Annotated in this window: 16 protein-coding genes; 8 read left to right on the top strand and 8 right to left on the bottom strand. The window is 64.2% G+C overall.

Annotated features, from left to right (window positions below; all coding sequences use genetic code 11):
* Nucleotides 1-94: 94 nt before the first annotated feature.
* Nucleotides 95-4,264, top strand: a complete 4,170-nt coding sequence (locus GR158_RS17620; RefSeq protein ID WP_160872016.1) for a translocation/assembly module TamB domain-containing protein — start codon at nt 95-97, stop codon at nt 4,262-4,264.
* Nucleotides 4,265-4,273: 9 nt separating this feature from the next.
* Here the strand turns inward: GR158_RS17620 and GR158_RS17615 are convergent, their stop codons facing one another.
* Entirely contained in the window at nt 4,274-4,714 is a 441-nt protein-coding gene (locus tag GR158_RS17615) for an Lrp/AsnC family transcriptional regulator (RefSeq protein WP_134651389.1), read from the bottom strand.
* A 135-nt stretch (nt 4,715-4,849) separates the two neighbouring features.
* Between GR158_RS17615 and rocF the strand changes: the two genes are divergently transcribed.
* The 4 genes from rocF (at nt 4,850) to GR158_RS17595 (ending at nt 9,764) form a co-directional block, all read left to right on the top strand.
* Nucleotides 4,850-5,785 (top strand): arginase, encoded by a 936-nt coding sequence (rocF, locus tag GR158_RS17610; protein WP_160872015.1) that lies wholly within the window; start codon nt 4,850-4,852, stop codon nt 5,783-5,785.
* Between the two features lie 15 nt (nt 5,786-5,800).
* Nucleotides 5,801-7,006: an ornithine--oxo-acid transaminase gene (gene rocD / locus GR158_RS17605; RefSeq protein ID WP_160872014.1), complete on the top strand. Its 1,206-nt coding sequence runs from the start codon at nt 5,801-5,803 to the stop codon at nt 7,004-7,006.
* Nucleotides 7,007-7,140: 134 nt separating this feature from the next.
* The gene (locus tag GR158_RS17600) at nt 7,141-7,617 is read left to right on the top strand and encodes a chemotaxis protein CheW (protein WP_134651395.1); all 477 of its coding nucleotides are present in this window, start codon (nt 7,141-7,143) and stop codon (nt 7,615-7,617) included.
* Between the two features lie 380 nt (nt 7,618-7,997).
* Nucleotides 7,998-9,764 (top strand): PAS domain-containing methyl-accepting chemotaxis protein, encoded by a 1,767-nt coding sequence (locus GR158_RS17595; protein WP_160872013.1) that lies wholly within the window; start codon nt 7,998-8,000, stop codon nt 9,762-9,764.
* A 49-nt stretch (nt 9,765-9,813) separates the two neighbouring features.
* Here the strand turns inward: GR158_RS17595 and GR158_RS17590 are convergent, their stop codons facing one another.
* From GR158_RS17590 to GR158_RS17565, 6 genes are all read right to left on the bottom strand, one after another.
* On the bottom strand, nt 9,814-10,080 hold the full coding sequence (locus GR158_RS17590; protein ID WP_160872012.1) for a formate dehydrogenase subunit delta: 267 nt from the start codon (nt 10,078-10,080) through the stop codon (nt 9,814-9,816).
* Nucleotides 10,081-10,089: 9 nt separating this feature from the next.
* Complete coding sequence (gene fdhD, locus GR158_RS17585) at nt 10,090-10,923, bottom strand: formate dehydrogenase accessory sulfurtransferase FdhD (protein WP_160872011.1); 834 nt, start codon at nt 10,921-10,923, stop codon at nt 10,090-10,092.
* An 8-nt stretch (nt 10,924-10,931) separates the two neighbouring features.
* Nucleotides 10,932-13,811, bottom strand: a complete 2,880-nt coding sequence (gene fdhF, locus GR158_RS17580; protein WP_160872010.1) for a formate dehydrogenase subunit alpha — start codon at nt 13,809-13,811, stop codon at nt 10,932-10,934.
* 4 nt (nt 13,812-13,815) lie between these two features.
* Nucleotides 13,816-15,372, bottom strand: coding sequence for an NADH-quinone oxidoreductase subunit NuoF (locus GR158_RS17575; RefSeq protein ID WP_160872009.1), 1,557 nt, complete (start codon nt 15,370-15,372; stop codon nt 13,816-13,818).
* Nucleotides 15,369-15,848: a formate dehydrogenase subunit gamma gene (locus GR158_RS17570; RefSeq protein WP_134651407.1), complete on the bottom strand. Its 480-nt coding sequence runs from the start codon at nt 15,846-15,848 to the stop codon at nt 15,369-15,371. Before GR158_RS17570 ends, GR158_RS17575 begins: the two co-directional genes overlap by 4 nt.
* Nucleotides 15,849-16,031: 183 nt before the next feature.
* Nucleotides 16,032-16,925 carry a LysR family transcriptional regulator gene (locus tag GR158_RS17565; protein WP_160872008.1) on the bottom strand — a complete coding sequence of 298 codons (894 nt, stop codon included), beginning with the start codon at nt 16,923-16,925 and terminating at the stop codon, nt 16,032-16,034.
* A 101-nt stretch (nt 16,926-17,026) separates the two neighbouring features.
* On the opposite strand from GR158_RS17565, the gene GR158_RS17560 reads away from it, so the two are divergent.
* Nucleotides 17,027-18,022: an MDR family oxidoreductase gene (locus GR158_RS17560; RefSeq protein ID WP_134651411.1), complete on the top strand. Its 996-nt coding sequence runs from the start codon at nt 17,027-17,029 to the stop codon at nt 18,020-18,022.
* A gap of 12 nt (nt 18,023-18,034) precedes the next feature.
* Here the strand turns inward: GR158_RS17560 and GR158_RS17555 are convergent, their stop codons facing one another.
* Nucleotides 18,035-18,805: an SDR family NAD(P)-dependent oxidoreductase gene (locus GR158_RS17555; protein ID WP_134651413.1), complete on the bottom strand. Its 771-nt coding sequence runs from the start codon at nt 18,803-18,805 to the stop codon at nt 18,035-18,037.
* A 137-nt stretch (nt 18,806-18,942) separates the two neighbouring features.
* Here GR158_RS17555 and GR158_RS17550 point away from each other — a divergent pair, with 137 nt between their 5' ends.
* Nucleotides 18,943-19,713 (top strand): DeoR/GlpR family DNA-binding transcription regulator, encoded by a 771-nt coding sequence (locus tag GR158_RS17550; protein WP_160872007.1) that lies wholly within the window; start codon nt 18,943-18,945, stop codon nt 19,711-19,713.
* A gap of 124 nt (nt 19,714-19,837) precedes the next feature.
* Complete coding sequence (glpD, locus tag GR158_RS17545) at nt 19,838-21,328, top strand: glycerol-3-phosphate dehydrogenase (RefSeq protein WP_371731738.1); 1,491 nt, start codon at nt 19,838-19,840, stop codon at nt 21,326-21,328.
* Nucleotides 21,329-21,465 lie beyond the last annotated feature (137 nt).

The raw sequence follows: 21,465 nt of genomic DNA, 5'->3' as shown, positions 1-21,465 counted from the left end.
CAATTTTCCGCTAGGCTCTTGATCCCGCGTGCGATTGAGATTCTAGACGGTAGGGAGCGATTCCGCGCTCCCGCGCACGTGAAATGGATGAAGCATGACGAGGTTGTCTCGAATTCTCCGCGCCATTCTCCGCTATGCCGGTTACGGCCTTGCGGTGCTGCTTGTCATTCTGGTCGCGGTTCTGGGCTTCGTCGGCTTCACGGATGCGGGCGCCCGCATGGCCGTTTCCTATGTGGAGAAGCTTGCCGCCGCAAGCGGGCAGGTCATTTCCATCAGCGAGCCGTCCGGGCTCCTGACGGGCCGGCTGCGCGCAGGTTCCGTCACCCTTGGCGACGACAAGGGCACCTATGCGGAAATCCGCGACCTTGCCGTGGATTGGTCGCCGCTGGAACTCTTGTTCTTCAGCTTCGATGCATCTCGTGTCTCGGCATCCTCGATCTCGCTGCTGCGCCTGCCGGAATCCAAGGCGGATGCACAACCCTCCGACACGCCGTTCAAGCTGCCCGTCGAAGTTCATGTCGATTCGCTGGCGATCCCGGAACTCTTCGTCTCGGGCGCCGTGGCCGGTCGTGATCAGCGCATCGTCGTCTCCGGCCGTGGCGATGCGACCGCAGAGAGTGTGGCCATCAAGCTTTCCGCCAATGAAGTGGAGCGCCCGGACGCACGACTGGCTGCCGATATCGTCTTCAATCCGGCCGAGAACGTTCTGCGTCTTGAAACCGATGTCGCCGAACCGAAGGGCGGCCTGCTCGCCAATCTGCTCAAACTGCCGAACGAGCCCGCCGTCTCCATCCGCCTGACGGGTGACGGGCCGTTGTCGCAGTGGAAGGGCCGTCTGTCCGCCGCGCTCGATGGCACGGAGATGCTGCGTGTCGATGGCCGCCACGATCTTTCGGCCAATGGGCTTCATACCCTGTCGGTCAAGGGCGGCGGCACGTTCGATGCGTTGATGCCGCCGCAGTTACGGCCGCTTTTCGCCGGCGAGACGAACATCGATCTCGTCGCCGCCTTCGACGGTTCCGACATGGTGCGCGTCGAGAAGGGCAACATCGCGACCGGTGCGATGGCGCTTGCCGCCTCCGGCGCCGTGAGCGCGACGGGGTCCAACGATTTCAATGTGAAGCTCGACGGGCGCGATGGCCCGATCGATTTCCGCTGGCCGCTCGCCGATGGCGATGCCCGTATCCTGATCGACGGCGCCGACATTTCCCTGACCGGCGAGGCAAGCGCCGCCGCCTTGCGGGCAGATGTCGCCGTGGTATCCGCGGCGCTGCCGGCGGGCCGGATCGAGAACATCCGCCTTTCCGCCCGTAGCGATGCGTTCAACGTGTCCAGCCAGTCCGGCCGGGTCGATGTGACGGTCGAGACCGGCGACATGGCTTTCGCCAATGCGGATATCGACCGCATGGTGAAGGGGCCGGCCAAGGTCGTCGCAACCCTGAACGTGTCGCCGACAGAGATCGCCTTCGATCCCGCAACACTGGAAAGCGCCAGCATCGGCGGAACGCTTTCGGGCCGCTACGGGCTCGAAAGCCGCGAGGCTGACGTCAATTTCCGTCTTTTCGCGCTGCCCGCTGTTCTGCCGCCGGCCTTGTCCGGCAAGTTCGATACGACGATTGCGATGGAAGGGCGTCTTCAGCTGGCCGGCAACGGTGCGCTCCAGGTCACCGGTCTGCAGCTCAAGTCGGGGACGGCCGAGGCGGCCGGTGATGTCGCGCTCGCCGAGGGCAATCTCGATGCGACGCTTGCTGGCAAGGTCTTGAACCTCGGCAAGCTGCTGGGCGATGCCTCCGGCGAGGCGGCCTTCGACCTCTCGGCCAAGGGGCCGGTCGATGGGCTCGACGTTGCGGCCAAGGTCACATCCAGTGGCGCGACGCTTTCGGGGCGCACGCTGAGCGATCTCGTTGTCACGCTCAACGGGAAGGCCGTTGCGGACAGGCCCTCCGGGGAACTGACGGCGACGGGCGCGCTGGATGGACAGGCGATCAATGTGCGTTCCAGCATCACCTCGGAAGGCGGGCGCATTTCGGTGCCGGTGCTGGAGGCGGAGATCGGTGCGAACACGTTGAAGGGCTCGCTGGCGCTGACGCCGGATTTCATGCCTGACGGCACGGTCCGCTTCAACTTTCCCGATCTCGGCCTGCTTGCGGCCATGGCCGGCCAAAAGGCGGCCGGCGATCTTTCCGGTCAGGTGGAGATCGCGACGACCAACGGCAGGACGTCGGCAATCGTTCAGGCGAGCGGTTCCGGCATAAGCCGTGATGCGATCAGCATTGCCAAGCCGACCGTGGACCTCACCATTACCGATCTCGCCACACTTGCGATCAACGGCACGGTTCGCGCCGAGCGCATCGTTTCGGGCGGGAACCGCGTCGATGCCCTCAGCCTTGATTTCTCGCGGGAAGGGCAGGCGACCCGGTTCGATCTCGGCGGTCGTCTCGACAATGCGCCGCTGGTCGCGAAGGGGCAGGTCGTCCAACGTGCCAGGGGTTTGGACATCGCCTTGCAGACGTTCGAAGGCGCACCGCGCGGCATTGCCCTGAAGCTCGCAAGCCCGTCCACGATTGCTGTCGACAACGGCGTTGCGGTTCTCGACAAGCTCACCATCCAGGCCGGAACCGGGTCGGTTGCGATATCGGGTCGGGCCGGCGAGACGCTGGACCTGTCGCTCGCTCTCAATGCCGTGCCGGCGGCGCTCATCAATAATTTCTCTCCAGGCCTGGGTGCGGAAGGCGCGATCGGCGGCACTGTGACGGTCAAGGGCAGGGCGGCCGCGCCTGTCGTCAATTACGCCCTCGACTGGAAGGGCGCCGTTACCAGCCAGACCCGTGGCGCGGGCATCGGGGCCATCGATATCAACGCCAAGGGCGAATTCGCCAACAACCAGGTCCGGCTCGACACGGTGCTTTCGGGCGCAGGCGGGCTGTCTTTCCGGGGTGGTGGCACGGTCGGGATCGGCGGCGCGACGCCGCTTGGCCTGAAGTTCAATGGCACGGTGCCGTTCGGATTGCTGCAGGGCCAGCTTTCGTCGCAGGGTTTCGTGTTGACCGGCAATGCCAATGCCGATGTCTCGATCGGCGGCACGGCGGCAGCGCCCTCGGTGACCGGCAGCATAACGGCCGGCGGTGCGCGTCTGGTCGATGTCCGGCGCAATCTCGCCGTGGACGACCTGACGGTGCGCATCACCATGGACGGCCGGCAGGCCGTTATCGAGACGCTGTCCGGCAGGCTGGCGAGCGGCGGGCAGCTTTCGGCCACCGGCCGTATCGGCATCGATCCGGCGAGCGGCTTCCCGGTCGATGTGGCGATCAAGCTGGGCGATGTCACCTATGTCGACGGTACGCTGGTCACCGCCAATGTGACCGGCGACCTCACCGTCAAGGGACCGTTGGCCGATATCGTTCTGGCTGGCCGGGTGCGCATCAACAAGGCGAACATCACCATTCCGCAAAAACTGCCGGCTTCGCTGTCGGAGATCGATATCAAGCATCGCAACGCGCCGGCAGACGTGAAGCGCATGAACGCCGACGTGCAACGTGACCAGGGGGCGAGCGGCGCCTCACGCGGCATCGGCCTCAACCTGACCATCGAGGCACCGGGCCAGCTTTTCGTGCGTGGCCGCGGCATCAATGCAGAGCTGGGCGGCAGCCTCACCGTGACGGGGACGTCGTCGTCGCCGGTCGTGTCGGGCGGTTTCGAGCTTGAGCGCGGCCGCATGGAAATCCTGGCGCGCCGGCTCGATTTCTCCAGCGCGCATATCGGCTTTACAGGAGGCCTGGTGCCGACCGTCAACCTCGTCGCTGGAAGCACGGCCGGCACGACGGAAATCACCGTGACCGTGGCCGGCGTCGCCAGCAACCCGACGGTGACCTTCGCCTCCTCGCCTGCGCTGCCGCAGGATGAGATCCTGGCGCAGCTCATCTTCAACCGCTCCATGTCCAACCTGTCGGCGGTGCAGATCGCGCAGCTTGCCGCTGCCGCAAGCCAGCTGGCCGGCGGCAGTTCCACCGGCCTGCTCGACAGCCTGCGCAGCAAGCTCGGCGTCGACGACCTCGATATCACGACGGATGCGGAGGGCCGCGCGGCGGTTTCGGCCGGCAAGTATCTCAACGACCGCACCTATATCGAGCTGAAGCAGGATCCGGAGACGAACGGCGCCAAGGCCGTCATCAATCTGGATGTCGGCCGTGGCGTCAAGCTGCGCGGGGAAGCCGGCAGCGGCGGCAGTGCGGGCGCCGGTATCTTCTACGAAAAGGAATACTGAGCCCGCCGCTCAGGCAAAGGCATTCTTCGTCGTCTTGAGGAGAATGTTGGTTTCGGTCCCGTTGATGCCGTCGATCAGACGGATGCGGTGCAGCGTTTCGTCGAAGGTGCCGAGGTCGCGATCTTCGAGTTCGGCGATGAAATCCCAGCGGCCATTGGTCGAGTGAAGCGCGCGGACCTGAGGCAGGCCGCGCAGCTGCGCCGCCACGCGGTCGGCCATCTTGCCGTGGACCTCGATCATCACGATGGCGCGCACGCCGCTGCCCGTCAGCTCCGCACCGGTCTTGATGGTGAAGGCGGCGATCGTGCCGGAAGAGACGAGCCGTTCGATCCGCGCGGCAACCGTTGCACGCGAGGCGCCGGTCATCGCGGCGAGCGAGGAGACCGGTGTGCGCGCATTGTGGCGCAAGGCGCTGATCAGGGCGTGGTCGAGATCATCGAGACTTATCATTATGTCGATCCATGCTTGGCAAAATGCTGATTCAGCGATTCTATTTGTCAGTTTTCCCCCTTTTTGCCAACAGCGTGACCGGTAATAATCACCCAAAACCGGGGCAAACCGGCTTCACGCATTCGCGGGGAAATCATGGCTGACAACAACACGCATATCGCGCTGATCGGCGCGCCTCTTGAAGAAGGTTCCGGCCGGCGCGGCGCTTCCATGGGCCCGACGGCCCTGCGCATCGCAGGCGTCGATTCGACCCTGCGCGACCTCGGACATACGGTCATAGACGAGGGCGACCTGCGGCCCGTTCCGGCGCGCGACCTCGCGAACCATCCGAAGGCCAACAACCTGCAGGTCGTCGCCGCTTTCGCGCGTGCGCTCGATACCGCCGTCTACGATGCCGCGCATAGCGGCCGGTTTCCGCTGATCCTCGGCGGCGATCATGCGCTGTCCATGGGGTCCGTCTCCGGCATGGCCCGTCACGCCGCCGATCTCGGCCGTCCGCTGTTCGTGCTCTGGCTGGATGCGCATGCCGACTTCAATTCTCCGGCGAGCTCGCCCTCCGGCAACATGCACGGCATGCCGGTTGCCTTCTTCTGCGGTGAGGCGGAGTTTGCGCCCATCCTTGAGGCTGGACGCCCGCTGGTCGATCCGAAGAATGTCTTCCAGGTCGGTATCCGCTCCGTCGATGCGCGCGAGCGCGAGGAAATCTCCGAGCATGGCGTCAATGTCTTCGACATGCGGGCGGTCGACGAGATCGGCATGGCGCATATCATGCACGACATCATCGCCCGCATCCGCGCGGCAAACGGCCTCTTGCATGTGAGCCTCGACGTCGATTTTCTCGATCCCGATCTCGCGCCCGGCGTCGGCACGACGGTGCCCGGTGGCGCGACCTTCCGCGAGGCCCATCTGATCATGGAGATGCTCTGCGACAGCGGGCTCGTCTCCTCGCTCGATCTCGTCGAGCTCAACCCCTTCCTCGACGACCGCGGCAAGAGCGCCCGCATTCTCGTCGAGCTGACCGCAAGTCTTTTCGGCCGCCGGATTCTCGACCGGCCGACCCGCAGCGCCTGAAACCGGAGGGATACAATGTCACCGTCGACCGCCAGCCTGATCGAAACCGAGCATCGCCTCGGCGCCCATAACTACAAGCCGCTCGACGTGGTGCTGTCGCGGGGCGAGGGCGTGCATGTCTGGGATGTCGACGGCAACCGGTATCTGGATTGCCTTTCGGCCTATTCGGCGGTCAACCAGGGGCATTGCCACCCGAAGATCCTGGCGGCGATGGTGGAGCAGGCGCAGAAGCTCACCTTGACCTCCCGCGCCTTCCGCAACGACCAGCTTGCGCATTTCTACGAAGAGATCGCCGCACTCACCGGTTCGCACAAGGTGCTGCCGATGAATTCGGGTGCGGAAGCGGTCGAGACCGCCGTCAAGGCAGTGCGCAAATGGGGCTATGAGGTAAAGGGCGTGCCGGAGGGCCAGGCCGAGATCATCGTCTGCGCCAACAACTTCCATGGCCGGACCATGGGCATTGTCGGCTTCTCCACGGATCCGGATGCGCGCGTCGGCTTCGGCCCCTTCGCGCCAGGCTTCCGCCATGTGCCCTTCGGCGATATCGATGCCTTCCGCAACGCGATCACCGAAAACACGGTGGCCTTCCTTATCGAGCCCATCCAGGGCGAGGCGGGTGTGCTGATCCCGCCGGTCGGCTATTTCACGTCGGTTCGTGACCTTTGCACGGAGCACGGCATCACGCTCATCCTGGATGAGATCCAGACGGGGCTTGGTCGCACCGGCAAGCTGCTGGCGGAAGAGCATGAGGGCATCGAGGCGGATGTCACGCTGGTCGGCAAGGCGCTGTCCGGCGGTTTCTATCCGGTCTCGGCGGTGCTCTCGAACAGCGAGGTGCTGGGTGTGCTCAAGCCCGGGCAGCACGGCTCGACCTTCGGCGGCAATCCACTCGCCTGCGCCATCGCACGCGCGGCTTTGAAGGTGCTTGTCGAGGAAGACATGATCGGCAATTCCGCGCGCATGGGCGAACGCTTCCAGGCCGGGCTCAAGGGCATCCGCTCCAATATCATCAAGGAGGTGCGCGGCCGCGGCCTGATGCTGGCGGTCGAGCTCGATCCCGCGGCCGGCGGCGCGCGCAAATATTGCGAGGCGCTGAAGGAGCGCGGCATTCTTGCCAAGGATACGCATGGCGACACGATCCGCATTGCGCCGCCGCTCGTCATCACCGGCGATCAGGTCGATTGGGCGCTGGAGCAGTTCGAGGCCGTGCTGCGCACCTGAGCACCCAACTCGATAGACGAAAGAAAGGCCCTGCGACGCGGGGCCTTTTTGCTGGTCGCGACGGATGTTGGAAAGATTTTAACCAGGGTGTGCATAGGATCGGTCAATTCGTCGCTCCAACTGGGAAGATCCCGATGACCTCCATCAAGACGACCGGCTTTACCGGCGATACGCTCGAAATCATCGCATTCCGTCTGCATGACCAGGAATTCTGCGTGAAGACGACCACGATCCGCGAAATCCGCGGCTGGGCGCCGTCCACGCCGATCCCGCATTCGCCGCCGGATGTCATCGGCGTGATGAACCTGCGCGGCACGGTTATCCCGATCATCGATCTCGCCCACAAGCTCGGCATGAAGAGCACGGAAGCCAATGAGCGCAGCGCGATCGTCGTTGCCGAAGTGCACAATATGGTCGTCGGCCTCGTCGTCGACCGTGTCTCCGATATCCTCACCATTCGCAGCGAGCAGATCCAGCCGGTGCCGGAAGTGACGACCTCCTTCGACAAGGTCTATGCGGAAGGCATCATCGCCCATGAGAACGGCATGATCTGCTTCCTGAACCTTGCGCGCATGTTCAAGGAACGCGACATGGACGATATGGCAGCCTGACCGGCGGCACATCCCCACAATCGTGAAGGCCGTCACACTTGGTGTGACGGTCTTTTTTATGCTCCGGCAATACAACCTATGAGATAGTATCGCATCATTTTCGGCGACGTCTACTCACGTAACGTCAGTCAGCGCTTATGATTGCTTGATTAAGTCACTGTAATATATGGCCCCAAAAAACAGTCATTTCCATTTTTATCAATTTTTAATGAAGCAACTCTATCTTTGATTGTGCAGTCTTTGCTTGCGATGAGGGTTCTCTGCGAGGACTGCGTTCAGGGAGGCCAATGCATGGCGGAGATCATGCCACCACTCCCGCAACCGACGATCGCCACGCGGCAATCACCAAAGGCCGTGGCCGTCACATATGGGGACAGGTCATGATTTCTTTCGCAAGGTTTACGGATTCGGGCCATATCATCGACGCCCTGTCGCGTTCGCAGGCGGTGATACAGTTCGATCTCGCCGGCAATGTTCTGACTGCCAACGAAAACTTCTGCACGGCGCTCGGCTACGATCTGGCAGAGATCGTCGGGCAGCATCACCGGATGTTCTGCGACGCCGCGCATACGGCCAGCGACGACTACCGGCAGTTCTGGATGCGGCTTGGGCGTGGAGAATATGATTCCGGCAGCTACAAGCGTCTGCGCAAGGATGGCAGCGAAATCTGGATCCAGGCATCGTACAATCCGGTCTTTCGGGGCGGAAAGCCCTACAAGGTGGTCAAGTTCGCGACGGACATCACGCTTGCAAAAATCCGTGCTGCGGAGGACGCGAGCAAGCTCGATGCGATCTCGCGCTCCCAGGCGGTCATCGAATTCACGCCGACCGGCGAAATCCTGCATGCCAACGAAAACTTTTGTGCCGGGCTCGGCTATGACTTGGCGGAGATCGTCGGGAAACATCACCGCATGTTCTGCGATCCCGCTTATGCGCAGACGCCCGCCTATGCCGATTTCTGGAAGAGCCTCGCGGCGGGAAATTTCATCTCCAGCGAGTTCGTGCGTTACGGCAAGGGCGGCAAGGAGATCTGGATCCAGGCGGCCTATAACCCGATCCGGGACCTGAACGGCCGGGTCTACAAGGTCGTCAAGTTCGCAACCGACGTCACGGAACGCATGTCGGCGATCAACGCGCTTGGCGGCGCGCTCAAGGCGCTTGCGGAAGGCGACCTCACGCAACATCTCGCGATGCCCTTCGTTCCCTCGATGGAAAAGGTGCGCAGCGACTTCAATTCGGCCGTTGCCGGTCTCCACGCCGCAATGCGGACGGTCGAAACCAATGCGAACGCCATCGCCTCGGGCGCGCAGCAGATCCGTTCGGCAGCGGACGACCTGGCCAAGCGCACGGAACGACAGGCGGCCTCCGTCGAGGAAACCGCTGCGGCGCTCGACCAGATCACGACGACGGTGAGCGATTCGAGCAAGCGGGCCGATGAAGCCGGCAGTCTGGTGGGACAGACCCGGGCGGGCGCCGAAAAATCAGGCGAGGTCGTCAAGCGCGCGATCGACGCCATGGGCCAGATCGAGCAGTCCTCGCGTGAGATTTCCAGCATCATCGGCGTCATCGACGATATCGCCTTCCAGACCAACCTGCTGGCGCTCAACGCCGGGGTGGAGGCGGCGCGGGCAGGCGAGGCCGGCAAGGGCTTTGCCGTCGTCGCACAGGAAGTGCGTGAACTCGCGCAGCGTTCGGCCAGTGCCGCAAAGGACATCAAGGCACTGATCACGACGTCGGGCGAGCAGGTGAAGAACGGTGTGTCGCTTGTCGACGAGACGGGGCGGACCCTGCGCGAGATCCTGACACAGGTGCTCGAGGTCCACACGAACGTCGTCGCCATTGTGGAAGCATCGCGCGAGCAGTCGACGGGGCTTCGCGAGATCAACCAGGCCGTCAACGCGATGGACCAGGCGACGCAGCAGAACGCCGCGATGGTGGAGGAAAGCACAGCCGCCAGCCACGCCATGGCGCGCGAGGCGGATGCGCTTCATGGCCTCATCCGCCGCTTCCGCCTGGCGGAAACCGTAAGCCAGACGCAACGCACGGCATCGCCGACGCCTGTCGCCCAGCTCCATGCGGTCGCGCGGACGATGCGGGCACCACAAAGCTCGGCGGCTCAGGCGGCCGCCGATTGGGAAGAGTTCTAATCGCTATGCAGGGGACGCCCGGCCGAAGCGCCGGGCGTTGCGCTTGATATCAGGGCGCTGCCGTTGCCGCGGCCTGCGCGGGCGGCACTTCGGCCGGCGGCGGACGACGGATCAGCGGCGCGGCCTCCAGCACGAGGCTGTCGAGGCCTCCACCGCCATGGTTGTCGATGAGATCGAAGAGCTGCCGGCGCATGCGCGGTTCCCAGAACTTGTTGATGTGGGTCGCCACGCCGTTCGGGCCTTCGCTCGCCGGCTGGGAGTGGAAGAAGGTGGCGATCTGGTTCGCCATGCGCACGATCTTGTTGCCTTCCGACATGTCCGTCTCCTAGCCATTGCCCAGGCGCCGCTCGGCGCCGGTTCCGATGCGGTCCGCACCGGTGAAAATCTCGAATTCGTCGCCGCGCACCAATGCGATCAGCGTCATGCCCGCGTCCTCCGCCGTGCGGATGGCGAGCGCCGTCGGGGCGGAGATGGCGATGATGAAGGGGCTGCCGATGATCGCCGTCTTCTGCACCATCTCCACGGACACGCGGCTCGTCACGACGACCGCGCCCGCATGGCCGGCATGGCCCGCCCGTCGCGCCGCGCCGACCAGCTTGTCGAGCGCATTGTGGCGGCCGACATCCTCCCTGACGGCGATGAGCCCCTGGCCGGGCACATAAAAGCCTGCGCCGTGAACGGCGCGCGTCGCCATGTGCAGCGGTTGCTGGCCGTTGAGCAGCCGCACGGCCTCCACCACGTCGTCTTCCGAAAGCGTAAGTGTAGACGCACGCACGGACGGCGTCGTGCGAACGGCCTGTTCGATCGATTCGATGCCGCAGAGGCCACAACCCACAGGGCCTGCCATGTGCCGGCGGCGGGCGACGAGCGCGTCGTTCTGTTCGTCCGCAAGACGGATCTGCAGGTCGATGCCCTTGTCTTCGGCCTCCACGTCGATCGTTTCGATCTCCGCCGGGTCGGTGATGATGCCTTCGGTCAGGCTGAAGCCGACGGCAAAATCCTCAAGGTCCGCCGGGGTCGCCATCATGACGGCGTGGGTCGAGCCGGCATAGGAGAAGGCGATCGGCGTCTCCTCGGGAACGAAACGCTCGCCGTCAGAGAGCCGCCCGTTGCGCCGGGCGGTCTCGCGGACCTTCGTGGTGGTTGGGAAGTCGGGCACGCTCGATCCTATTCCGCTGCCTCCAGCTTGCCCTTGATGCGGCGCGACCGGCGGGCGAGCTCGTCATATTCGACCTGCCAGTCGGACGGTCCGTTCGACGGCGAGATCTGCACGGCCGTCACCTTATACTCGGGACAGTTCGTCGCCCAGTCCGAGAAATCGGTGGTGATGACGTTTGCCTGCGTCGTCGGGTGGTGGAAGGTCGTGTAGACGACGCCCGGTGCGACGCGATCGGTGATGAGTGCGCGAAGCGTCGTGTCGCCGGCGCGGCTGGAGAGCCGCACCCAGTCACCCTCGCGGATGCCGCGGTTCTCGGCATCGTGCGGATGGATTTCCAGCCGGTCCTCCTCATGCCAGATGACGTTGTCGGTCCGCCGTGTCTGGGCGCCGACATTGTACTGGCTGAGAATGCGGCCGGTGGTGAGCAGCAGCGGGAAGCGCGGACCGGTCTTTTCATCGGTGGCGACATATTCCGTGCGGATGAACTTACCCTTGCCGCGGACGAAGCCGTTGGTATGCATGATCGGCGAGCCGAGCGGGTTCTTTTCGTTGCAGGGCCACTGCACGGAGCCGACCTTGTCGAGATAGTCATAGGACACCAGCGCGAAGCTCGGTGTCGTTGCGGCGATCTCGTCCATGATCTCGGAAGGATGTGTGTAGGTCCAGTCGAGGCCCATCGCCTTGGCGAGGTTCTGCGTGACCTCCCAGTCGGCATAGCCGTTCTTCGGCGTCATGGCGCGGCGCACGCGGTTGATGCGGCGCTCCGCATTGGTAAAGGTGCCGTCCTTTTCGAGGAAGGTGGAGCCCGGCAGGAAGACATGGGCGTAGTTGGCAGTCTCGTTGAGGAACAGGTCCTGCACGACGACGCATTCCATCGCAGCCAGTCCGGCAGAAACGTGCTTGGTGTCCGGGTCGGACTGGAGGATATCCTCGCCCTGAATGTAGATGCCCTTGAACGTGCCTTCGACGGCGGCATCCAGCATGTTGGGAATGCGCAGGCCCGGTTCGTTGTTGAGCTTCACGCCCCACAGCTTTTCGAAGATATCACGCGTCGCGTCGTCGGAGATGTGGCGATAGCCGGGCAGTTCGTGCGGGAACGAGCCCATGTCGCACGAGCCCTGCACGTTGTTCTGACCGCGCAGCGGGTTCACGCCCACGCCGGGACGGCCGATATTGCCGGTCGCCATGGCGAGGTTGGCGATGGCCATGACCGTGGTCGAGCCCTGGCTGTGTTCGGTGACGCCGAGACCGTAATAGATCGAGCCGTTGCCGCCGGTGGCGAAGAGGCGGGCGGCGCCGCGCAGCGCTTCGGCCGGAACGCCGGTGAAGGCTTCCGTCTCCTCGGGGCTGTGGCGCGGTTCGGCGATGAAGGACGCCCAGTCCTCGAATTCCGACCAGTCGCACCGCTCGCGGATGAACGCCTCGTCGCAGAGGCCTTCCGTCACGATGACATGGGCGAGCGCGGTGACGACGGCAACGTTCGTGCCGGGTTTCAGCGGCAGGTGGTAGGATGCCTTGATATGCGGCGACGACACGAGTTCCGTGCGGCGCGGATCGATGACGATGAGCTTGGCGCCCTGGCGCAGGCGCTTTTTGAGGCGCGAGCCGAAGACCGGATGGGCATCGGTGGGGTTTGCGCCGATGACGATGACGACGTCGGTGAACTCGACGCTGTCGAAATTCTGCGTGCCGGCGGACGTACCGAATGCCTGGCCGAGGCCATAGCCCGTGGGCGAATGGCAGACGCGGGCGCAGGTATCGACGTTGTTGTTGCCGAAGCCGGCGCGGATGAGTTTCTGGACGAGGAAGGTTTCCTCGTTCGTGCAGCGCGAGGAGGTGATGCCGCCGATGGAATCACGGCCGTACTGGTACTGGATGCGGCGGAACTCGGAAGCGACATGCGCGTAGGCCTCTTCCCAGGTCACTTCGCGCCAGGGATCGGAGATCTTCTCGCGGATCATCGGGTTGAGGATGCGCTCGCGGTGGGTCGAGTAGCCATAGGCGAAGCGGCCCTTGACGCAGGAATGGCCGCGATTGGCCTGTCCGTCCTTCCACGGCACCATGCGCACCAGTTCTTCGCCGCGCATTTCCGCCTTGAAGGAGCAGCCGACGCCGCAATAGGCGCAGGTCGTGACCACCGAATGCTCCGGCTGGCCGATCTCGATCACCGACTTTTCGGTCAGCGTTGCCGTCGGGCAGGCCTGCACGCAGGCGCCGCAGGAAACGCATTCGGATTCGAGGAAATGCTCGTGCATACCGGGCGAAACGCGGCTGTCGAAACCGCGGCCTTCGATGGTCAGCGCAAAGGTGCCCTGGACCTCCTCGCAGGCGCGCACGCAGCGCGAACAGACGATGCATTTGGACGGGTCGTAGGTGAAATAGGGGTTGGATTCGTCCTTCGGCATCCAGCGGGCGTTTGCTTCGCCATTGTTGCGCGCCTTGACGTGGTTGTCGCCCTCGTAGCCGTAGCGAACGTCGCGCAGGCCAACGGCGCCGGCCATGTCCTGCAACTCGCAGTCGCCGTTCGCCGCACAGGTGAGACAGTCGAGCGGGTGATCGGAGATATAGAGCTCCATCACGCCCTTGCGGATGTCCTTCAGGCGGCCGGTCTGGGTGTGGACGACGAGGCCGGGTGCGACCGGCGTCGTGCAGGAGGCCGGCGTGCCGTTGCGGCCCTCGATTTCGACAAGACAGAGGCGGCAGGAGCCGAAGGCATCCACCATGTCGGTGGCGCAGAGCTTGGGCACCTGGATGCCGGCCTCCATCGAGGCGCGCATGATGGACGTGCCCTCGGGGACGGTGATTTCGTTGCCGTCGATGGTGAGCGTCACCATCTTTTCCGAGCGGGAGGCGGGGGTGCCGTAATCGATTTCGGGAACGAGAGGCATGGGCTTACTCCGCTGCTTCGGCGATCGGCGCCGGCGAAAAGTCTTCCGGGAAATGGTTCATCGCGCTGAGCACGGGGTAGGGCGTGAACCCGCCGAGCGCGCAGAGCGAACCGAACTTCATCGTGTTGCAGAGATCGGCCAGCAGTTCGCGGTTCTTCTGGGGCTCGATGCCCTGCGCGATCTTGTCGGCCGTCTCGACGCCACGCGTCGAGCCGATGCGACAGGGCGTGCACTTGCCGCAGCTTTCCACGGCGCAGAACTCCATGGCGAAGCGTGCCTGCTTCAGCATGTCGACGGTGTCGTCGAAGACGGTGATGCCGGCATGCCCGATGAGGCCGTCCCTGGCCGCGAAGGCTTCGTAGTCGAAGGGCGTATCGAACAGCGCGCGCGGGAAATAGGCGCCGAGCGGGCCGCCGACCTGCACGGCCCGGACCGGCCGGCCGGAAGCGGTGCCGCCGCCGATATCGTCGACGATCTCGCCGAGCGTCAGGCCGAAGGCCGTCTCGAAGAGGCCGCCATACCTGATGTTGCCCGCGATCTGGATCGGGATCGTGCCGCGCGAGCGGCCCATGCCGAAATCACGATAGAACGCGGCGCCGCGATCCATGATCACAGGCACGGAGGCGAGCGAGATGACGTTGTTGACGACGGTGGGACGACCGAGGAAGCCCTGCAAGGCGGGCAGCGGCGGCTTGGCGCGCACGATGCCGCGCTTGCCTTCGAGGCTGTTGAGCAGCGCGGTTTCCTCGCCGCAGACATAGGCACCCGCGCCAACGCGCACTTCCATGTCGAAGGCCTTGCCGGAGCCCAGCACGGACGGGCCGAGGATGCCGGCCTTGCGGGCGATCTCGACGGCGGCGGTCATGGTCTCGATGGCGTGCGGATATTCCGAACGGGTGTAGATGAAGCCCTTCGTCGCGCCGGTCGCCAGGCCGGCGATCGCCATGCCCTCGATCAGAACGAAGGGGTCGCCTTCCATGATCATGCGGTCGGCGAAGGTGCCGCTATCGCCCTCGTCGGCGTTGCAGACGATGTATTTCTGCGCGCCCGGCGCTTCGAAAACCGTCTTCCACTTGATGCCGGTCGGGAAGCCCGCGCCGCCGCGCCCGCGCAGGCCCGAGTCAGTGACCTGCTGGACGATGTCGGCCGGCTGCATGGTCACGGCCTTCTCCAGGCCCTTCATGCCTTGATAGTGCCGGTAGTCCTCCAGCGAGAGCGGATCGGTGACGCCGCAGCGGGCGAAGGTCAACCTTGTCTGGCGGGCGAGGAACGGTATCTCCTTCGTCCGCCCGCGACAGAGCGGATGATCGGCCCCTTGCAGGAAGCCCGCCTCGAAAAGCGATGGCACGTCCGAAGGCTTGACCGGTCCGTAGGCGATGCGCCCTTTCTCCGTGCGCACCTCGACCAGCGGCTCCAGCCAGTGCATGCCGCGCGAGCCGTTGCGTACGATGCGGGCATCGAGGCCGCGGGTTTCGATTTCGCGCGCGATTGCCGTGGCCACACGGTCTGCGCCCAGCGCCAGGGCGGCGGCGTCCCGCGGTACGAAGATGGTGATGGTCATCGGCGTGCCTCCGCGACAAGTTCCCTGGCAAGCTCGGCGTCGACCCTTCCGTGCACCTCGCCGTCGAGCATGGCGGCGGGTGCGCAGGAACAGAGCCCGAGACAGTAGACTGGCTCGAGCGTCACCGCGCCATCCAGCGTCGTCTGGTGGAAATCGATGCCGAGCAGCGCCTTGACGCGCTCGGCGAGCGCGTCGCCGCCCATCGACTGACAGGCTTCGGCGCGACAGAGCTTCAGCACGTGCCTGCCGGTGGGGTGGTCGCGATAATCGTGATAGAAGGTGACGACGCCATGCACCTCGGCGCGCGAAAGGTTCAGCTCCCGCGCGATGACCGGCAGGCTTTCCTGCGGGACGTAGCCGAACTCCGCCTGGATCTCATGCAGGATGGGGAGAAGCGGCCCCTCAAGCCCCTTCAGGTCGCCGACAATAGCCAGCGTTCTTGTTTCGACATCGCTGCCGAGGACATGTACATTCATGGTCAGGCCTCCCAACCGACACGAATGAACCACGGAAGATATGGGGTTCCTGCGCGCCGATGCTCATGAAACTGCTCGACGAGAACCGGAACCCTGTCGATCCCCGCGGACTATTTTGACAGCTTCTCAGCCGTGACGCGAGTGGTCAATAAAGCAAAGCCGTTGAGCGATAGGAAATTTCTATCAATCCATGCCGTTCTCGGCCAGCGTGCGCGCTTCGTGGAGCAAGGCGGAAACGAGCGGTGTGAACGGCTCGCGATGCGTGGCCACCAGGCCGATCGTGTGGTGCGGATCAGGATCGGTGAGAGAAACTATACTGATTTCGTCAGGAAATCCAAACGATTTTGCGACATTTCGCGGCATGATGCTCGACCATCGGCCGGTGCGCACATGGGAGAACAGCACGATCATCGAATTCGCCTCAAGCGAAGGTTCGACCGTGACCCCCGCTTCGGCGAAGTGACGGTTGATAATGCGGCGATTCTGCATGTCCGCAGTCAATAGGCAAAGCCTAACGCTGCCAGCCTCCTGCCAGGTCACAGTTTCGCGATCCGAGAACGGATTGCCCTTGGCCGTGATGAGGCAATAGTGCTCGTGCAGCAGCGGCACGCTCGTCACGCGACCCAGCGGCTCGTTCTCCAGATAGGTGAGGCCGGCGTCGATCTCGAGGTTTTCCAGGAGCCCGAGGATCTTGATCGAGGTGGTCGAGACGATGGAGAAGGTGACGTCGGGATGTTTCTCCTGGAAGGGCGCCGTAATGCGCGGCACCATCGACAGCGTCGTGGGAATGGCCGCAAGGCGGATATGGCCGGAGAGGCCCTTTCGCGCCGCGCGCATTTCCTCGCGCATGGTCCGCGTGTCGCCGACGATGCGGCGCGCCCATTCCAGCACGCGTTGCCCCTCGGGCGTCAGGCCCTGGAAACGCGAGCCGCGCACAACGAGCATCACGCCCAGCTGATCCTCCAGCTGGCGGATCGCGGCCGAAAGCGTCGGCTGCGAGATGCCGATTTCGTCGGCAGCCCGGGCGAAGTGTCGTTCGCGTGCCAGCGCTATGAAATATTCGAGCTTGTCGATCATGTCCGAACGGCGCCTCCCGCCCCTTGATACAAAAGAACAGTGGCGGCACCAATGCCCTGCGTCCTATATCTCGATGACGCACCGAACAGGAGGAGCATGCGATGACGTTTCAGGCACTGTTGGTAGAGAAGGCCGGTGACGGCGCGGTCACCGCCTCGGTCCAGGAACTCGACGATTCGCGGCTTCCCGACGGCGACGTGACCGTCGCGGTGGAATATTCGACACTCAATTACAAGGACGGCCTGTGCATCAACGGCAAGGGCGGGCTCGTGCGCACCTTCCCGCATGTGCCGGGCGTGGATTTTGCCGGAACGGTCGAGACGTCCGACGATCCGCGTTACCGGCCAGGCGACCGGGTCGTGCTGACCGGCTGGCGGGTCGGTGAGGTCTGGTGGGGCGGCTATGCGACGCGGGCGCGGGTGAAGGCCGACTGGCTGGTGCCGCTGCCGGACGCGCTTTCGACACGGCAGGCCATGGCGATCGGCACGGCGGGGCTGACCTCCATGCTGTCCGTCATCGCGCTGGAAAAGGCGGGCGTCTCGCCGCTGAAGGGCGAGGTGCTCGTCACCGGCGCCGCGGGCGGGGTCGGCTCGGTCGGCGTCGCGCTGCTGGCGAGGCTCGGTTACTCGGTCGCCGCCGTCACCGGCCGGCCCGAAACGGCGGGTTATCTGAAATCGCTCGGCGCGGAAACCATCGTCGAGCGGGCGGAGCTTGCAGAGGCAAACAGCAAGCCGCTCGAATCGGAGCGCTGGGCCGGCGCCATCGACGCCGTGGGTGGGGACATGCTGGCGCGCGTCCTCAAGCAGATGAAATATGACGGTGCGGTTGCCGCGGTCGGCCTGGCGGCCGGTGCCGGCGTGCCCTCCTTCACCGTCATTCCGTTCCTGCTGCGCGGGGTCAGCCTGCTCGGCATCGATTCCGTCATGCGCCCCTATGACCAGCGGGTCGAGGCCTGGAACCGCATCGCCACCGACCTGCCGATGGAGATGCTGGAAGCGATGGTGGTCGAGCGAAGGCTCTCCGACCTGCCGGAACTGGCAAACCAGATACTCGACGGCAAGGTGAAGGGCCGCGTTGTCATCGACGTCAACGCGTGATCGCCGTTGCGGTCAGCAGATGAGCTGGCCGCCGTTCACCTCCAGCACCTGGCCGGTGACGTAGCCCGAAAGGGCATTGGACGCCAGGAAGAGGTAGGCGGGCGCGCAATCTTCCGGCGTGCCGAGCCGCTGCAGGGGGATCGTCTTGCGCGTCGCCTCCAGCTTCTCGGTGGACGAATAGCGCGAATGGAAGTCGGTGGTGATGGTGCCCGGCGAGACGCAATTGACGCGGATGCCATCGGGCGCAAGCTCGCGGGCCAGCGCCTTGGAGTAAGTGGAAACGAAAGCCTTGGTGGCGGAGTAGATCGCCGAACCCGGGCTGCCGCCGGTCAGCGCTGAAATGGACACCGTGTTGACGATCGCGGCATGCTGCGCGCGGCGCAGCGAGCGCAGGAGTGCGCGGGTCACTTCGACGACGGACGTCTGGTTGAGGCGCACCACGGTTTCGTATTGCTCATCGGTGAGGTCGGCGGCGGGGAAGCGGCCCACCATCGTACCGGCATTGTTGATCAGCACATCGATGTGAGGAAACAGGCTGTCGGTTCGCTCCAGAAGGGCACCGATGCCGCCTTCCTCCAGGAAATCCGCATAGACGATATGGGCGCGTGCTTCCGCAACGGCGTTTTCCAGGAAATCGGGCAGCGGACCGGCGGCGGCCCGGCCGCCATGCAGCAGCACGCGCGCGCCGCAGTCGAGGAACTGCCGGGCGATCTCCAGCCCGATGCCACGGCCCGCGCCGGTGACGACGACATTGGCTCCCTTGAACAAGGCTGGATGAAACATGCGCTTTCCTCCCGATATCACGCGTGCCGGCAGTATCACAAAAAGCGACGCGCGGACCAAGAAGGCATTGCGGGTCAATTGATGTGGGTTCGTTTTTGCATATGATGAAAGAAAACGAAAGCATCGGGAGGAGCATCATGTTTCTGACAGGGCGACAGGCGGAGATCGTGGATCTCGCCAAGGCCGAGGGACGTGTGCTCGTGGAGGACCTGGCCGCGCGCTTTTCGGTGACGCCGCAGACGATCCGCAAAGACCTCAACGATCTGTGCGACGACAAGGTGCTGACGCGCATTCATGGCGGCGCGCTGTTTCCCAGCGGCAACGAGAATGTGAAATACGAGGCGCGCCGTTCCATCGCCGCGCCGGAAAAGCAGGCGATCGGCCGCGCCGCCGCGGCGATGATCCCGAACAATTCCTCGCTGTTCATCAATATCGGCACCACGACGGAAGCCGTTGGCGAGGCCTTGCTCGACCACAAGGAGCTGATGGTCATCACCAACAACATCAATGTCGCCAACCGCTTGCGCGTCTATCCCTCGATCGAGGTGGTGATTGCCGGCGGCGTCGTGCGCGGCGCGGATGGCGGCATCGTCGGGGAGGCGGCGGTCGACTTCATCCGCCAGTTCAAGGTGGATTATGCCGTCATCGGCGCCTCGGCAATCGACCAGGACGGGGCGCTGCTGGACTTCGACTACCGCGAGGTGAAGGTCGCGCAGGCGATCATCGCCAATGCCCGCCATGTCATCCTCGTTTCGGACGCGATGAAGTTCGAACGAACGGCGCCGGTGAGGATCGGCCATCTTTCGCAGGTCAACACCTTTATCACCGACAGCTGTCCCATCGAGGATATACGGGCGATCTGCCAGGAAAACGACGTGCGTCTCATCGAGACATCCGCCGTGGAGTGACGGCGGCCGGCGATTTCAGTCCGCATTCGTTTGACATTCGAAATATTTTCGTTTCTACTCTTCACGCTTTCGCAGATGCGCAAATTTGTGCAATGCGAAATGGGAGGGTGTTTTGCAGGGCGACGTGATCCACGATATTTTCGTTATCGGCGGCGGTATCAACGGCTGCGGCATCGCGCGCGACGCTGCCGGCCGCGGCTACTCGGTCGTGCTCGCGGAGATGAAGGATTTTGCGTCGGGCACGTCTTCGGCCTCCACCAAGCTCATTCATGGCGGGCTGCGGTATCTCGAGCACTACGAATTCCGCCTGGTGCGCGAGGCGCTCATGGAGCGCGAGGTGTTGTGGGCCATGGCGCCGCACGTCATCTGGCCCATGCGCTTCGTGCTGCCGTTCCAGAAGGGCGGCCTGCGTCCGGCCTGGCTCATCCGCCTCGGGCTTTTCCTCTATGACTATATCGGCGGCCGCAAGCTACTGCCGGCCACGCGCACGCTCGATCTCGCCAAGGATCCGGCCGGCCGGCCGCTGAAGGCGCTTTTCCGCAAGGCTTTCGAATATTCCGACGGCTGGGTGGACGATGCCCGGCTCGTCGTGCTGAACGCCCGCGACGCCGCCGATCGTGGCGCCGATATCCGCACGGCCACCGCGGTGGTCAATGCGCGGCGGGAAAACGGGCACTGGGTCGTCGAGACGGAGAATGCCGAGACGGGCGCGCGCGAGACGATGCAGGCGCGCATGCTGGTCAATGCCGCCGGCCCCTGGGTGGACAGGGTCCTGTCTTCTGCCGTCGGCCGCAACGACGTGCACAATGTCCGCCTCGTCCAGGGCAGCCACATCGTCGTGAAGAAGAAATTCTCCGATCCTCGCGCCTACTTCTTCCAGAACCCGGATGGGCGTATCATGTTCGCCATTCCCTATCAGGAAGAGTTCACCCTGATCGGGACGACGGACCGGGATTACCAGGGCGATCCGCGCGATGTGCGCATCGCGGACGAGGAGATCGATTACCTCTGCGCCTCGGCAAGCGAGTATTTCGCGGAGCCCGTGGTGCGCGACGATATCGTCTGGACCTATTCGGGTGTGCGCCCTCTCTTCGACGACGGCGCGAACAAGGCGCAGGAGGCAACCCGCGACTATGTGCTGAAGGTGGAGGGCGCGGACGGACAGGCGCCGCTACTCAATATCTTCGGCGGAAAGCTTACCACATACCGCCGGCTCGCGGAGGCCGCGCTGGACAAGATCGGAGAGGCCATCGGCGTCAAGGGTGCACGCTGGACCGCGCATTCGCGCCTGCCCGGCGGCGACTTTAACGTCGATGGTTTCGAGGCCGAGGTGAAGACGCTTTCCGCGCGCTTTCCGTTCCTGCAACCCGCCCATGCGCGCCGGCTGGTGCGGTTGTATGGTACGCGCGCATCGGCTCTGCTTGGCGATGCGCGGACGACGGAGGACATGGGGCGGCATTTCGGCAGCGATCTCTACGAGGCCGAAGTGCGCTGGTTGATGCGGGAGGAATGGGCGCGCCACGCCGAGGACGTGCTGTGGCGTCGAACGAAGAGAGGATTGCATATTTCGGCCGCCGAGGCGGCCGTGCTGGAGGACTATATGCAAGGGCGGTAACGCCCGGCGATAGCGCCTAATCCGGTGTCTGGGAAGAGCTACGGAGACAGGAATGCTTGAACTGAAAAACATCACGAAGATTGTGGGAGGGGAGACGCACATCCACCCGACCGATCTCGTGCTCGAACGCGGCTCTT

Origin of the sequence: Shinella sp. AETb1-6, from assembly GCF_009826875.1 — a bacterium.
GTDB classification, from domain to species: Bacteria; Pseudomonadota; Alphaproteobacteria; order Rhizobiales; family Rhizobiaceae; genus Shinella; species Shinella sumterensis.
This window is presented reverse-complemented; position numbering and strand designations above follow the sequence as displayed.